Source organism: Kitasatospora sp. NPDC041917 (genome assembly GCF_055589745.1).
On sequence record NZ_JBVJBI010000057.1, the window covers coordinates 30,884 to 44,829 of the forward strand.

14 protein-coding genes are annotated in these 13,946 nt (G+C 73.8%); 4 read left to right on the forward strand and 10 right to left on the reverse strand.

All coding sequences use genetic code 11. From position 1 onward, the window contains the following. Positions 1-33: 33 nt before the first annotated feature. From ACZ6EM_RS36995 to ssuE, 4 genes are all read right to left on the reverse strand, one after another. Positions 34-2,070, reverse strand: a complete 2,037-nt coding sequence (locus ACZ6EM_RS36995) for a hypothetical protein (RefSeq protein ID WP_465774344.1) — start codon at positions 2,068-2,070, stop codon at positions 34-36. A 174-nt stretch (positions 2,071-2,244) separates the two neighbouring features. Further along, on the reverse strand, positions 2,245-4,815 hold the full coding sequence (locus ACZ6EM_RS37000) for an ABC transporter permease (protein WP_401054238.1): 2,571 nt from the start codon (positions 4,813-4,815) through the stop codon (positions 2,245-2,247). 16 nt (positions 4,816-4,831) lie between these two features. Continuing rightward, a complete protein-coding gene (locus tag ACZ6EM_RS37005; protein WP_359910121.1) occupies positions 4,832-5,620 on the reverse strand; it encodes an ABC transporter ATP-binding protein in 789 nt (262 codons plus the stop codon). Between the two features lie 323 nt (positions 5,621-5,943). Further along, entirely contained in the window at positions 5,944-6,498 is a 555-nt protein-coding gene (gene ssuE, locus ACZ6EM_RS37010; protein WP_380355371.1) for an NADPH-dependent FMN reductase, read from the reverse strand. Positions 6,499-6,952: 454 nt separating this feature from the next. On the opposite strand from ssuE, the gene ACZ6EM_RS37015 reads away from it, so the two are divergent. Together ACZ6EM_RS37015 and ACZ6EM_RS37020 are read left to right on the forward strand one after the other, a co-directional pair. After that, on the forward strand, positions 6,953-8,320 hold the full coding sequence (locus tag ACZ6EM_RS37015) for an LCP family protein (protein WP_465774345.1): 1,368 nt from the start codon (positions 6,953-6,955) through the stop codon (positions 8,318-8,320). Positions 8,321-8,358: 38 nt separating this feature from the next. Continuing rightward, complete coding sequence (locus ACZ6EM_RS37020; protein ID WP_465774346.1) at positions 8,359-8,844, forward strand: LbetaH domain-containing protein; 486 nt, start codon at positions 8,359-8,361, stop codon at positions 8,842-8,844. A 33-nt stretch (positions 8,845-8,877) separates the two neighbouring features. Here ACZ6EM_RS37020 and ACZ6EM_RS37025 read toward each other — a convergent pair whose 3' ends face one another. Next, entirely contained in the window at positions 8,878-9,456 is a 579-nt protein-coding gene (locus ACZ6EM_RS37025) for a hypothetical protein (protein WP_401050324.1), read from the reverse strand. Positions 9,457-9,743: 287 nt separating this feature from the next. Further along, positions 9,744-10,238, reverse strand: a complete 495-nt coding sequence (locus tag ACZ6EM_RS37030; protein ID WP_359910133.1) for a peptidylprolyl isomerase — start codon at positions 10,236-10,238, stop codon at positions 9,744-9,746. A 161-nt stretch (positions 10,239-10,399) separates the two neighbouring features. On the opposite strand from ACZ6EM_RS37030, the gene ACZ6EM_RS37035 reads away from it, so the two are divergent. After that, entirely contained in the window at positions 10,400-10,783 is a 384-nt protein-coding gene (locus tag ACZ6EM_RS37035; protein WP_359910136.1) for a MerR family transcriptional regulator, read from the forward strand. A 53-nt stretch (positions 10,784-10,836) separates the two neighbouring features. Here ACZ6EM_RS37035 and ACZ6EM_RS37040 read toward each other — a convergent pair whose 3' ends face one another. After that, positions 10,837-11,490 (reverse strand): class I SAM-dependent methyltransferase, encoded by a 654-nt coding sequence (locus ACZ6EM_RS37040; protein WP_465774347.1) that lies wholly within the window; start codon positions 11,488-11,490, stop codon positions 10,837-10,839. Positions 11,491-11,614: 124 nt separating this feature from the next. Between ACZ6EM_RS37040 and ACZ6EM_RS37045 the strand changes: the two genes are divergently transcribed. Continuing rightward, positions 11,615-12,211: an NAD(P)H-dependent oxidoreductase gene (locus ACZ6EM_RS37045; protein WP_401050319.1), complete on the forward strand. Its 597-nt coding sequence runs from the start codon at positions 11,615-11,617 to the stop codon at positions 12,209-12,211. Here ACZ6EM_RS37045 and ACZ6EM_RS37050 read toward each other — a convergent pair. The 3 genes from ACZ6EM_RS37050 to ACZ6EM_RS37060 form a co-directional block, all read right to left on the reverse strand. Then, a complete protein-coding gene (locus tag ACZ6EM_RS37050) occupies positions 12,204-12,701 on the reverse strand; it encodes a GNAT family N-acetyltransferase (RefSeq protein ID WP_401050317.1) in 498 nt (165 codons plus the stop codon). The genes ACZ6EM_RS37045 and ACZ6EM_RS37050 overlap by 8 nt on opposite strands. Positions 12,702-12,822: 121 nt before the next feature. After that, positions 12,823-13,689 carry an oxidoreductase gene (locus ACZ6EM_RS37055; RefSeq protein ID WP_359910148.1) on the reverse strand — a complete coding sequence of 289 codons (867 nt, stop codon included), beginning with the start codon at positions 13,687-13,689 and terminating at the stop codon, positions 12,823-12,825. A gap of 171 nt (positions 13,690-13,860) precedes the next feature. Further along, positions 13,861-13,946 (reverse strand): acyl-CoA dehydrogenase family protein (locus tag ACZ6EM_RS37060; protein WP_094743042.1); only part of this gene is annotated, 86 nt, incomplete at its 5' end.

A 13,946-nucleotide genomic window follows, 5' to 3' on the forward strand; every position in this document is an offset into this window, starting at 1 on the left:
GCGGTGTGGATCCGGTGCCGGTCCGGGGTGGGTTCAGAGTGCGTAGTGAGCGACGGTGAACACCGCGTAGCCGGTCAGCGCGAGCCGGTTCACCAGGTGCTGGGGGCCGCCCAGCCGGTCCGGCAGGGCCTGCGCCGGCCGCAGGTCGGGGCGGTGGGCGGCGGTGGCGACGGTCCGGGCCACCGCCGCCGGGTCGTACCGCCCGCCGAAGAAGGCGGCCAGCCGGGCCGCCGGGCGGCTGAAGAAGGAGAACTCCCGACCGCCGCGCAGCCGGATCGTCAGCAGGCTCCGGTGCACCGCCGCCGCCGAGATCTCCGCCCAGCGGTAGCTGCGGGTGCGCAGTGCGGTGGCCACCCGCAGGCCGTCGCGGTCGGCCACCAGCTGCCAGGAGAACGTCTGGGCGCAGGCGTGGATCGCCAGCGAGCCGATCCACAGCGGGCGCACCAGCCCCTCCCACCAGCCGTCGTCGTCGAGCAGCACGACGGCGGCGACGACCAGCAGCGCCGCCAGCGGTCCGGCCGCTGCCCGCAGTGGCAGCGGCATCTCCCAGCGACAGGCGTCCAGCGGCCGGGCGTCCGAGCCGGCCTCGGGGGCGGCGGCGACGGTCTCGGCGGTCAGCGCGGCGACCGCCAGCTCGCGCTCGCGGTAGCGCCCGGAGCGCCGGCCGAGCCGCGGGGCCCGGGCGACGGGGGCGACCACGGAGGCCACCCGCTGCGTGTCGCCGTCCAGCAGGGCCGGGCGGACCAGGAGCTGCTGGTCGGGGCCGTCCGGGCCGCGGTACAGCACGGCCGGGACGCTGCGGCCGGCCCGGGCCAGCCAGGCGGCGGCCTGGTCCGGGGTGGCGCGCTCGAAGAGTTCGCCGTACTCCTCCTCGGCCGGGTCGTACCGCGGTTCCGACCCGGGGTGGTCCTCCTCGTCGCCCTCCAGGTCGGGGTGCTCGGGCAGCCAGCCGGGGCCCGAGCGGTCCGGCATGTCCGGGTGGCCCTCCCGGGCCCAGTAGTAGCGCTCCCACTCCTTCAGCCGCCACAGCGCGGGCCCGTCCGCCGGGCCGTCCACCGGGAGCACCAGCAGGTCGCCCTGGGCGTCGGCCCGGACCCGGACGGCCAGGGCGGGAGCGGTGCCCTCGAAGGCGGGCCGGGTGCGGCGGACGTCGTGGGCCAGGGCGGAGCCGAGCAGCAGCAGGCCGGGCAGGGCGAGCAGGCCGCCGAGGAGCACCTCGCCGGACAGGTCGTAGTCGTCGCCCAGCGCGCGGACCCGGTCGCCGTCCAGCAGCAGCGGGATCGCCTGGCCCGGCTGCGGTCGCTCGGCCCACCACACGTCCAGCTTCGCGGTGGGCCCGGCGGCGGCGCCGGGCGGCGCGGCGACCGTCACGTCACCGCGGTGGGGGTCCTGGTAGTGGACGGTCAGCAGGCCGTCCCGGTCGAACTCCCCCGCGGTGCCGGTGACCCGCACGGCCGCGCCGTCCCGCTCCTCCTGCTGGGACTGCGCCCACAGGCCGTACACCGGCAGCGCGGCGGCGGCGACCAGGAACAGCACGCCGAGCACCCGCCGCCCGACCGGCGCGTGCGGGGGGTGGACGGGCGAGGGCGCGCCGGCGGCCGTCCAGGGGAAGGGGACGGGCGGGGCCATCAGTTCGTCGAGCTGGTGGCGGGCGCGGCGGCGGCCGAGGTCGGCGCCGATCAGGACGGCGGCCAGCAGCAGGTGCAGCAGCACGGCGGACCAGCGGGCGAGCGGGGTGACCAGGCCGTTCGGGAGGTACCAGAACAGGGCCAGGGCGGCGACCGGGACGAGCGGCCGGACGCGGGGCCGGCCGACCAGCAGGACGGCCTCGGCCAGCAGCGTCCAGAGGGCCAGGGTCTCGCCCCAGGTCTCCCGGCAGATGCCCTGGGCGTTGCAGGCCCCTCCGCTGTCCGGCTCCACCGCGGCGGCCAGGGTCAGGAAGGCGACCGGCAGCAGCGCGAGCCACCGGCTGTCCAGCCGCCACGCGGTCCGGGCGGCGCGCCAGCGGGCGGCGGCGGCACTGGTGAGGGGCGCGGCGCTGGGCAGCGGCGGGGCGTCCGAGGGGAACATCGGACGATCATCCCAGCCCGGGGGAAACGGAACGCACCTCGGCGGCGGCCTCCCGGCAAGGGGCGGGGAACGGCACCGGGGCCGGGTGCTGTGCGCACCCGGCCCCGGTCCCCCGTTCCCCCCTGTTCCCCCCGTCTCCCCCGTGCTCCGGGGCCCGGCGACCCCGGAGCCGGCTCAGTCCGTCGCGATGGCCGCGAGGACGTTCATGCGTCCGGCCCGGAAGGCCGGGACGAGCGCGGCGAACAGGCCGATCAGCACCGAGGAGACCAGCGTGATCGCCACCATGGTGGTCGGGACGGAGAGCGTCCCCAGGCCCTGGTCCCGCAGCACCCCCTGGACGGTGACGCCCCAGGCGAGGCCCAGCCCGGTGCCGAGGACGGCGCCGAACAGCGCGATCACCACGGATTCCAGCCGGATCATCCGGCGCAGCTGGCGGCGGGAGAGCCCGATCGCCCGCAGCAGGCCGATCTCGCGGGTCCGCTCGACCACCGACAGCGCCAGGGTGTTGACCACGCCGAGCACCGCGACCGTGATCGAGAGGGCGACCAGCCCGTAGATCAGGTAGAGCAGGGTGTTGACCTGGGACTGCACCAGCTCCTTGTAGCCGGCCTGGTCCTTGACGGTCAGCTGCGGGTACTCCTTGAGCCCGTCCTGGAGGGCGGTCAGCGTCCTGGCGACGTCGGCGCCCGGGGAGGCCTTGGCGAAGAAGGTGTCCACCGGCGGCTGCTCGGCGGCGGGGACCGCCTTGGCCATGGTGTCCAGGTCCACGAAGGAGCCGTTGCCGAACAGCTCGCCCTTGGCGAAGACCGCCCCGACCGGCAGCACCTGGGTGCGTCCCTTGCCGTAGTCGACGGTCACCATGTCGCCGACCTTCAGGCCGAAGTCCTTGGCGAAGGCCTCGCCGATCCCCAGCGATCCGCGCCCGATCGACGCGGCCGCGCCGGACCGCACGGTCGGGTGGAAGTCGGTGGCGAAGAAGGCGGGCGGCACGGCGTCCAGGGCGGTCTTCGCCTGCCGTCCGTCCGGCAGCTGGATCCTGGTGTGGAAGCCCTTCTGGACGGTGACGTGGTCGATGCCCGGGGTCCGGCGCACGATGTCCGTCATCTCGGTGGTGATCTCGGCGCGGCCGCCGCCGATGATGTAGTCCACGCCCACCGACCTGTCGATCTGCGCGCTGGCCGAGGTGACCGCCGAGGAGCTGAAGACCGCGGAAGCGATCACCAGCGCCAGGCCGATCATCAGCGCGGCGGCGGTGGCGCCGGTGCGGCGCGGGTTGCGCATCGCGTTGCGCTGGGCGAGCTTGCCGGACGGCCCGAACAGCGCCGGCAGCAGCGCGCCGAGCACCCGGACGACGGCCGAGGCCAGCAGCGGGCCGAGCACCACGAAGCCGATCAGGGTGAGCACCACGCCCAGGCCCAGGTACTGGCCGCCGGTGGCCGCCTTCTCCGCCCGCGCGCCGAGCGCCAGCAGGGCGCCGCCGCCGGCCGTCAGCAGCAGGCCGAGGACCGTACGGACCAGGTTGGCGCGGCCCTCGGCCGGAGTGCCGTGGTCGCGCAGGGCGGCCATCGGCGAGATCCGGCTCGCCCGGCGGGCCGGGAACCAGGCCGCGACCAGGGTGACCAGTATGCCGAGCGCGTAGCCGGCGACGAAGACGTCCGGCCCGACCTGCAGGTCGGCCGCCCTGAGGTCCATGCCGATCGCGTTCATCAGCTTGATCAGGCCGACCGCGACACCCAGACCGGCCGCCACCCCGAGGGTCGAGCCGAGCACGCCCAGGATCAGCGCCTCGACCAACACCGAGCGGTTGACCTGCCGCCGACTGCCGCCGATGGCGCGTAGCAGGCCGATCTCCCGGGTGCGCTGGGCGACCAGCATCGAGAAGGTGTTGACGATCAGGAACGCGCCGACGACCGCCGAGACGAGGGCGAAGCCGAGCATCGCGTACTTCATGAAGTTGAGGCTGCTGCCGACCTGCTTGGTGTTCTCGTCCTTCTGCTCGGCCGCCGTCTTGACCAGGTAGCCGCCGCCGATCCTGGCCGTCGTGTCGGCCTTGAGGCGGTCGTTGCCGAGGCTGCCGTCACCGAAGGCCTCGATCGAGGTGTAGGCCGGCTCGCCGAGCAACACCTGCTGGGCGGTCGGGGTGTCCAGGAAGCCGAGCGCCGCGCCCGGGTTGGTGGCGGTGAAGGTGGCGATGCCGGCGATGGTGAGGTCGTGCCTGCCGCCGGAGTTCTCGATCCTGATCCGGTCGCCGAGGCCAAGCTTGGCCTTCTTCGCGGTGTCCGCGTCCAGCACCAGCTCGCCGGAGTTCCGCGGCGCGTGGCCGGAGGTGATGGTGACCGGGTTGCGCGGGGTGTCGGTCCAGTTGCCGAGCATGGTGGGCGCGCCACTGGTCGGGCCGACCAGCTTGTTGGTGGCCGGGTCGATGAGGGCCGCGTTCCGGACCATGACCTGGCCGACGGCCTTCTTCACGCCCGGCACCGCGGCGACCTGGTCGGCGAGCGCGACCGGGACGGTCGGCGGCTTGACGGCGGCCTGCTGCTCCTCGTCCTCGGCCGGCTTGGGCGGATTGACCGAGACGTCGGAGGCGGTCGCGGCGAAGAGCTTGTCGAAGGTGCCGGTGGCGGTGTTGGAGAACACCAGGGTGCCGGAGACGAAGGCCACCGACAGCACGACAGCGATGAGCGAGAGCGCCATCCGGCCCTTGTGGGCGAAGAAGCTCCGCAGTGAGGTCTTGAGCAGCATGATGGTGTCGTCCCGCCGCTCAGCTGGTGCGCTTGCCGTCGAAACGGCGCATGCGTTCGAGGACGGAGTCGGCGGTGGGCGCGTGCATCTCGTCCACGATCACGCCGTCGGCGAGGAAGAGCACGCGGTCCGCGTAGCCGGCGGCGACCGGGTCGTGGGTGACCATCACGATGGTCTGGCCCAGCTCGTCCACCGAGCGGCGCAGGAAGGTCAGCACCTCGGCGCCGGAGCGGGAGTCCAGGTTCCCGGTGGGCTCGTCCCCGAAGATGATCTCGGGGCGGGCGGCCAGCGCCCGGGCCACCGCGACGCGCTGCTGCTGGCCGCCGGAGAGCTGGGAGGGGCGGTGCTTGAGCCGGCCGGACAGGCCGACCGTCTCCACCACCTGGTCCAGCCAGGCCTGGTCGGGCTTGCGGCCGGCGATGTCCATCGGGAGCGTGATGTTCTCCAGCGCGCTCAGGGTCGGAAGCAGGTTGAACGCCTGGAAGATGAAGCCGATCTTGTCGCGCCGGAGTCTGGTGAGCTGCTTGTCCTTGAGACCGGTGATCTCGGTGTCGCCGATCCGGATCCGGCCGGAGGTGACCGTGTCGAGGCCCGCCAGGCAGTGCATCAGGGTGGACTTGCCGGAGCCCGAGGGGCCCATGATCGCGGTGAACCGGCCGCGCTGGATGTCCACGTCGACGGAGTCGAGCGCGGTCACCCTGGTCTCGCCCGAACCGTACGCCTTGGTGACCTGACGGGCCGACGCGGCGACGGCTGACGCTCCGCCGGGAAGCTGGGGGTCGTACACGGCTGCTGCTGCCGTCGTCACTGGACTCTCCTAAGGAAGATGCGCTCACCCGTTGGCCCCCAGCCTCGCGGGCCCGCCCGCCTCATGACATGGCGCAGGCGGTAGTCCTCGACCGGGAGTTGTCTCCACCCTCCCGGTGGACCTGGCCACCGGACCCGACGCAAGCGGGCCGCTTCCCGGCGGGTGGGGATGTGTGAACCACGTTAGGAGCCGACGGCCGTCGGCTCGTCATCCGCCGGAATGAAGCCGCTCAACCAAGGTTCTACGGGCCGCGGCGCCGCTCCCCCTAGGGGTAGCCGCGGCCCGTCTCGGGGACGCCCCGTACGGGCCGCGGCGGCGGTCCGTCAGCTCGTCAGCGCGGTTGCGGCCAGCCGCTCCAGGGCCGTGGCGAAGCCCTCCACGACCGGGACCAGCAGGGCTTCGGTCTCGCGCTCCACCAGGGTCGTCCCGTCCTCCCGGGCGGTGATGTGGCGGTCGAGCACGAACCAGCCCTGGGTGATGTGGTCGGCGCCCATCGAGCTGAGCACCGGGCGCAGCGCGTAGTCCACCGCGAGGACGTGCGCGGGCGAGCCCCCGGTGGCGAGCGGCAGGACGGCCTTGCCGGCCAGCGCGTACTGCGGGAGCACGTCCAGCAGGGCCTTCAGCAGGCCCGAGTAGGCGGCCTTGTAGACGGGGGTGCCGACGACCACGCCGTCGGCACGGGCGAACAGCTCGGTGACGGCGACGATCTCGGGGTGGTCGAAGTCGCCCGACAGCAGCGCGTGCGCGGGCAGGCTGCGGGCCTCGAAGGGGACGACGTGGTGGCCGCGCTCCGCCAGCCGCGCGTCGACGTGGCGCAGCAGGCGGGTGGTGCGGGAGGTGGGGGACGGGGAGCCGGAAACGGACAGGACGACGGCCATGGGTTCACCTCTGGGTGGAAGCGGGGCGGCGCGGTGCGGCGGGTTCCGGCCGGGTGCGGCGGGGGAGGGCGCCGCGGGTGGGGGCCGGTGCCGGGGCGGTGCCGGGGCGGCGCCGGGGGCGCCGTGCCGGCGGACGTGCGGCGGGGGCGCTGTGTCGGCGGACGTGCGGCGGGTACGGGGATTCGGCGGGCGCGCGTCAGCCGCGACAGAGCGAACAGGCCACACCGCGCCGCAGGTCGACGTGCCGCCGACGCGTGAGTGCCCAACGCTGATCCATGCCTGGAATGCAAACACGCTGTGTTCGGGCTGGTCAAGAAACGTTTCAGCAGCTGGAACACCGGGTGTCCGGACGTTGCGGCGGAACGATCCGGCACGTGCATCAAAACTGCTACAAGAAGCCCGGTGGACCCCCCGGGGGGAGTCAGCCCGACCGGGGTCGGGCATCCTCGTCGGCATGAACACGTGGCAGGAGGGCCGCCCGGGGGGCGGCGGGAACCCGTACGGCGGAAACGGCGGGGGCGGCGCGGCCGAGCCGCCGCTGCCGTCCTCGCTGAACCCGCGCGGACCGGGGGCGGCCGCGCCACGGCAGCCGCGACAGCCCGGGCAGCCGGGGCCCTCCCGGCTCGGCGGCGTCCCCCCGCAGGGGGCCGGCGCACCCGGAGGCCGTCCCGGCGCACCCGGCGGTGCTCCCGGCGGCGCCGCAGGCCACGGCGCTCACGGCGGGCCCGGTGGCCCCGGCGGTCAGGGCCGCCCCGGCGGACCCGGCGGGCAGGGCCGCCCCGGTGGCCCCGGCGGGCCCGGCGGCACCCGCCCGCCCGGTACCCAGGCCCGGCGCTGGCCGCGGCGGCGGATCGTGAAGTGGTCGGTCTTCGGCGTGCTGATCGCCGTCATGGTGACCGCCGTCTCCACCTGGTTCTGGGCGGACTCCAAGCTCAACCACGAGAACGTGCTCGCCGACTACCCCGGCCGCCCGGCCGCGGGCAAGGGCACCAACTGGCTGATCGTCGGCTCCGACAGCCGCCAGGGCCTCACCGACGCCGAGCAGGACGACCTGCACACCGGGCACGACACCGAGGGCAAGCGCAGCGACTCGATGATGATCCTGCACGTCGGGGACAACGGGAACACCCTGATGAGCATCCCGCGCGACTCCTGGGTGCCGATCCCCGACCACCCGGGCAGCAACGGCAAGCCGGTCAAGGGCACCACCGCGAAGATCAACTCGGCCTTCGGCAACGGCGGCGGCCGGCTGCTGGTCCAGACCGTCGAACAGAACACCGGCCTGCGGATCGACCACTACGCCGAGATCGGCTTCGGCGGCTTCGTCGGCATCGTCGACTCGATCGGCGGCGTCGAGATGAAGATCGACCAGGACGTCCAGGACAAGGACTCCGGCCTCGACCTCAAGGCCGGCGACCAGACCCTCACCGGCAAGCAGGCACTGGCCTTCGTCCGCCAGCGCCACCAGATGGCCGACCAGGACCTCGGCCGGATGCGCAACCAGCAGAAGTTCCTCGGCGCCCTGGCCCACCAGGCCGCCTCCCCCGGCAACCTGATGAGCCCGTTCACCTTCTACCCGCTGGTCGACTCGGCGCTCGGCACCCTGATCGTCGACGAGGACTGCGGCCTGACCGACCTCGGCTCGCTCTTCCTCGCCATGAAGGACGTCAACGGCGGCAGCGGCAAGTCGCTGACCGTGCCGATCGGCAACCCGGACTACCGGACCAAGACCGGCGAGTCCGCCGTGCTGTGGGACGCCAACAAGTCCAAGCAGCTCTTCGCCGCCTTCAAGAACGACACCGCGGTGCCGGACTTCAAGTAGTCCGCGACTTTGTGCGACCGCGTCGACACAATGAGTGGATGCCACTCGTCACCGCGCTGATCCACCGCCGTCGCCACCGCCTCCTGGGCCGCCTGGTCCAGGAGGCGCTCGCGCTCTACGGGATGGAAGTGCCCGCCGCGTGCGAGATCGGGCCCGGACTGCTCGTCTTCCACCGCGGCTTCGGCACCGTGCTGCACCCGTACACCACCCTCGGCGCCGGTGTGACGCTCTACAACGGCGTGACCATCGGCCGGGCCGACCCGTGGGTACCGCAGGAGGAGAGCGCGATGCGGCGGGTGGTGGTCGAGGACGGCGCGGTGCTGTGCGCCGGCGCCAAGGTGGTGTGCAAGGAGGGCGTGCTGACCGTCGGCGCGGGCACCGTCGTCGGCGCCAATGCGGTGCTCACCCGCTCGACCGGCCCCGGGGAGGTCTGGGCCGGCATCCCGGCGCGCAAGGTGGGGGTGCGGACGGGCGGCCGGTGGGCCTGCCCGGCACCGGCCCGGCCCGCCCCGAGCCCCTCCTGAACGCGCCGGACGCACCGGTAGCGAGGGAACGGCCTAGACGAACGGCAGCAGCCCGGTGCCGCACTCCGGGAAGCGGACCAGCCACTCCCCCTCGCCGCCGGCCGCCTCGGTGGCGCCCGAGAAGCCGTAGTGGATCGGCTGCCCGTCGCCGCCCAGCCACCTCGCGTGGGTCAGCTGCACCGAGAGCGAGGCCGGGCGGTACGGGGCCGCGGCGGCGTGGACGACCGGGGCGGGCTGCTCCAGCACCAGCTCGTGCTCGGTCTCGCCCGGCCGGAAGGTCACCACCGTCTCGGTGCCCGGGCGGCGCGGGAAGGCGCCCGTCGGATCCGTCCAGTACGCGGCGACCATCACCGCGAGGGTGCCGTCCAGGCTGCCGGTGTCCGGCCGCACGTACTCCTCGTCCGCGACCCAGCGGGCATGGTGGCGGACCTCCTCCGCGCCCCACCGCTCGTCCCAGCGCACCCAGTAGCCGGCCACCCGCTTGACGGTCATGCCCTCGCGGACGACCCGGACGGCGAACCGCGCCGGGCCGACCGGCTCGCAGCCGGCCAGGGAGACCACCGTCACCTGTTCGTAGGTCACCTCGCCGTCGTCGGCGCCCTGCTCCACCATCGGTCAACCACCTTGCCGCAGAGTCGAGTTCGGCCGCGGCTTGGGCCGCGTCCGAGAAGTCGAGCGTAGGGCCCCGGAAAAGGAGGACCGCACGATTGCCCGGTTCCGGCCCGGACGGCGGCGCTCCCGGCTACCCTGCCCGCCGCACCGCACCGCACCGCACCGCGACCCGGCGCGGGAACGGGCCCGGGGCGGGTACGGCGAGCGGGTACGAAACCGCCCCGGAGCGGGAGGCCGGAAGATCCGACGTCCCGCTCCGGGGCGGTGCGTGCCAGTGGCGGCGGCGACTACTTGACCTCGCCGGAGGCGGCGATGGAGATCTTGGCCGAGGTGCGGCCGCTCTGCGAGCCGAGGCCCTCGATCTTCTTGACCAGGTCCATGCCCTCGACGACCTCGCCGAAGACGACGTGCTTGCCGTCCAGCCAGTCGGTGACGATGGTGGTGATGAAGAACTGCGAGCCGTTGGTGTTGCGGCCGGCGTTGGCCATCGACAGCAGGCCCGGGCGGTCGTGCTTGATCTGGAAGTTCTCGTCCGCGAACTTCTCGCCGTAGATGCTCTTGCCACCGGTGCCGTTGTGGTTGGTGAAGTCACCACCCTGGAGCATGAAGGCCGGGATCACGCGGTGGAAGCCGGAGCCCGCGTAGCCGAAGCCGTTCTGGCCGGTGGCCAGCTCGCGGAAGTTCTGGGCGGTCTTGGGAACGACGTCGTCGTACAGCTTGAAGACGATCCGGCCGGCCGGCTCGTCGTTGATCGTGATGTCGAAGAAAACGTTGGAAGACATGCAGGGATGATGGCACGATCACCTGTTCGGCGCGCGCTGCCCCCGGTCGGGCGCGGCCGGACGCGGCTGTGTTATCCGGTTTCCGCCCCAGAGCGAGACCGGGAAGCTAACATCGATGTCAGGTTCAGGCCTCAGTGCGGCACGGGGACGGGGTGGGCGGCATGCGGATCGGCGAACTGGCCCGTCGGACGGGTGTGAGCGAACGCTCGCTGCGCTACTACGAGCAGCAGGGCCTGCTCGCCGCCCGCCGCACCGAGGGCGGCCACCGCGAGTACCCGGAGGCCGCCGTCGACCGGGTGGTGCACATCCAGGAGCTCTTCGCGGCCGGGCTGCACAGCCGGACCATCTACAAGATCCTCCCCTGCATGCGGGACTCCGACGGCAGCCCGAACGAGGTCGCCACCCCCCTGCTGGTCGAGGAGCTCACCGCGGAGCGCGAACGGATCGACCGGACGATCAGCGACCTGCTGCGCTCCCGCGAGGTGCTGGACGAGGTGATCGCGACCGCCTCCGGGCAGCCGCCGTCCTCGTCCGAGGCCGCGTAGAAGACCGCGTAGAAGACCGCGCGGGAGGCCGCGCAGGAGGCCCGCTGGAGGCCTCAGCCCTTCGGCTTGCGGGCCAGCAGATAGGCCTGCGGAGTCTTCTCGTCCCCCTCCGGCTCACGGACCGTACGGGAGGTGACCGGCAGGCCGGCCTCCCGCACCAGCTCCTCGACGTGCTCCGGCCGCAGCCGGCGGAAGTCCAGCGACACCGGGTGGCCGAAGGGGCGTTCCTGGCGCGACGGCCGGTCGCCGACCTGGAAGGCGAGCATCAGGTGGCCGCCGGGGGCGAGCACCCGGGCGCACTCGGCGAACACCGCGGGCAGCCGCTCCGTCGGGGTGTGGATGATCGAGTACCAGGCCACCACGCCGGTCAGCTCCCCGTCCCGGAAGGGGAGGTCGAACATCGAACCGACGTTGAACGGCACCTCCGGGTGGGCCTGCCGGGCGAGCTCGACCATCCGCGGCGAGAGGTCGATCCCGTGCACGTCGACGCCGAGCCGGTGCAGCGGGCCGGTCATCCGGCCCGGGCCGCAGCCGAGTTCGGCCGTCCTGCCGTCCGGCCGCTCGGCGCGGACCAGGTCGGCGAAGAGCCCCAGCATCGCCCGGTCCATCGGCATGCGGTCCAACGCGTCCCGGAAGAGCTCGGTGTACTCGGTGGCGACGGCGTCGTAGAACGCCCTGGTCTCGGTGAGGAAGTCCGGCTCGGTCATGGCCCCGGACCCTACCGGGCGGCCGACCGGACCCGGGACGTGTCCGGTGGATCCTTGCCGGGTGCGCGACACCGGGGCACGCGCCTACCATCGGTCCGGCCAACCAGCCCGAGGGGGACGGAAGATGAGCACGATCGGGGTCTACCTGGCGCATCCGCGGCCGGGGAGCTTCAACCACGCGCTGTACGGGGCCGTGGTGGACGAACTGCGGGGGCGCGGCTGCCGGGTGCGCGCCCACGACCTGTACGCGGAGGGCTTCGCACCGCTGCTGGCCGCCGAGGAGACCGGCACGGTGGCCGCGGCGGAGCGGTCCGGGGATCCGGTCCTCGCCCTGCACCGCGCCGAGGTGGCCGCCCTGGACGCGCTGGTGCTGATCCACCCCAACTGGTGGGGCATGCCGCCCGCGGTGCTCACCGGCTGGGTGCAGCGGGTGCTGGCGCCCGGTGTCGCGTACAAGCTCGGGACGGCCGACGGCGAGCCGGCCGGGCTGCTGCGGGCCGGCCGGGCGCTGGTGCTGAACACCTCGGACACCCCGGAGGCCCGGGAGCGCGAGGAGTTCGGCGACCCGCTGGAGCGGATCTGGGCGGCCTGCGTGCTGCCGTACGTCGGGGTCGCCGAGGTGCGGCGGACGGTGTTCCGCACGGTCACCGACTCCTCCGACGCCGAGCGCGCCGGTTGGCTGCGACAGGCCCGGGAGCAGGCCGCGGCGCTGCTCAGCTGAGCGGCGGGAGGTCCAGTTCGGCAACGGTCTGGCCGCCGCTCAGCTCGCCGGTCGGGCGGAAGCCGAGACGGGCGTAGAACTCCTCCGGGCCGTCCGGGCCCGGGTGGTGGGTGACGGTGACGCGGGATCCGCCGCGGCGGCGGATCTCGGCGCAGACCTGCTCGACGGCGAAGCGGCCGTAGCCGCCGCGCTGCCGCTCGGCGTCGATCAGCAGCCGCCACAGGCCGGAGCGGGGGCGGTCGCCGGGGCGGTCGGGGTAGAAGGTGAGGTCGAAGAAGGCCATCACGAAGCCGACCGGCCGCCCGTCGTCCAGGATCAGCCGGGGCCAGGCGGCCTCCCCGTACGCGTACGCCTCGGCCAGCGACTTCACCACCGGCGCCACCAGGGCCTCCTGGTCGGGGCGGACCCGCAGGGCGAGGGCGGCGTCGACGTTCTCGGGGGTGATGGGGGCCAGGCTGAGCACGGAGGGCCTGGTGGGCACGGAGGACATGGCGGGCAGCCTACGGAGCGCGGCTGCCCGCCGTCGCGCGGTTTTCGTCGCGCGGCCCTCCACCGACCGGGGGCGTGGGCACCCGCCGCCCGGTGGACGGGGCCGTCCGCCGCCCGGTGGGCTACTCGCCGGCCGGGAAGTCGGTGCCGCGGCCGACCGCCGCCCACGTCTCGGTCTCCCGCCGCGCCTCGTCGAGGGTGCCGAGGACGCCGTCCACCGCGTCGCTGCCGAGTGCGAGCCGCAGCGGGGTGTGCTCGGCGGCCAGCGCGGCCAGGATCGCCTCGGCGGCCCTCGCCGGGTCGCCGGCCTGCTTGCCGTCGCTGTCCGGCAGCCCGGTGCGGACCGGGCCGACGATCGGCTCGTACGCCTCGATCGGGGCGCTGTGGGCGAGCGCGTCGCCGCCCGCGAAGCCGGTCCGGAACGCGCCGGGCTCGACGATCAGCACCTTGACCCCGAAGCCGGCCACCTCCTTGGCCAGCGCCTCGGACAGCCCCTCCAGCGCGAACTTGGTGGCCGAGTAGGCGCCCACGCCGGGGAAGCTGAAGCGGCCGCCCATGCTGCTCATCTGCACCACCGCGCCCGAGCCCCGGGCCCGCAGGTGCGGCAGCACGGCCCGGGTGAGTGCGGCCGGGCCGAAGAAGTGCAGCTCCATCAGGTCCCGCAGCTCGCGGTCGGTGGACTCCTCGACGGCGCCGATCAGCCCGCGCCCGGCGTTGTTGACCAGGACGTCGATCCGGCCGTGCCGCTGGACGGTCTCCGCGACGACGGCCGCGATCCGCTCCTGGTCGGTGACGTCCAGCCGGACCGGGAACAGCCGGTCCGGGTGCGCGGCGGCCGGCTCCGCCAGCGTCTCGGGGCGCCGGGCGGCGGCCACGACGGTGTCGCCGGCCGCCAGCGCGGCCTCGGTGAGCGCCCGGCCGAAGCCGGAGTTGGCGCCGGTGATCAGCCAGACCTTGCCGGCGGGGTGCTGCTCGGGGGTGCTGCCCATGATCGTCGATCCCTCGCAATCGTCGTGTGCTGCCCATGAGTTGACGATCATTTATGACACCGTCACGGGGGCCGCGTCCAGGACGGTTCGATGCCGGACGACATACGGCCCCCGACCGCGGGCGGGCGGTCGGGGGCCGTGGGTGTACGTCGAGTGGGATGTCGGGTGGGGTTACGGGAGGTTGCGGGCCATCACGATCCGCTGGACCTGGTTGGTGCCCTCGTAGATCTGCGTGATCTTCGCGTCCCGCATCATCC

Coding starts and splice junctions, on each gene's coding strand:
- ACZ6EM_RS36995 (WP_465774344.1), bottom strand. CDS start 2,070: ATGTTCCCCTCGGACGCCCCGCCGCTGCCCAGCGCCGCGCCCCTCACC.
- ssuE (WP_380355371.1), bottom strand. CDS start 6,498: ATGGCCGTCGTCCTGTCCGTTTCCGGCTCCCCGTCCCCCACCTCCCGC.
- ACZ6EM_RS37015 (WP_465774345.1), top strand. CDS start 6,953: ATGAACACGTGGCAGGAGGGCCGCCCGGGGGGCGGCGGGAACCCGTAC.
- ACZ6EM_RS37020 (WP_465774346.1), top strand. CDS start 8,359: ATGCCACTCGTCACCGCGCTGATCCACCGCCGTCGCCACCGCCTCCTG.
- ACZ6EM_RS37025 (WP_401050324.1), bottom strand. CDS start 9,456: ATGGTGGAGCAGGGCGCCGACGACGGCGAGGTGACCTACGAACAGGTG.
- ACZ6EM_RS37030 (WP_359910133.1), bottom strand. CDS start 10,238: ATGTCTTCCAACGTTTTCTTCGACATCACGATCAACGACGAGCCGGCC.
- ACZ6EM_RS37035 (WP_359910136.1), top strand. CDS start 10,400: ATGCGGATCGGCGAACTGGCCCGTCGGACGGGTGTGAGCGAACGCTCG.
- ACZ6EM_RS37040 (WP_465774347.1), bottom strand. CDS start 11,490: ATGACCGAGCCGGACTTCCTCACCGAGACCAGGGCGTTCTACGACGCC.
- ACZ6EM_RS37045 (WP_401050319.1), top strand. CDS start 11,615: ATGAGCACGATCGGGGTCTACCTGGCGCATCCGCGGCCGGGGAGCTTC.
- ACZ6EM_RS37050 (WP_401050317.1), bottom strand. CDS start 12,701: ATGTCCTCCGTGCCCACCAGGCCCTCCGTGCTCAGCCTGGCCCCCATC.
- ACZ6EM_RS37055 (WP_359910148.1), bottom strand. CDS start 13,689: ATGGGCAGCACCCCCGAGCAGCACCCCGCCGGCAAGGTCTGGCTGATC.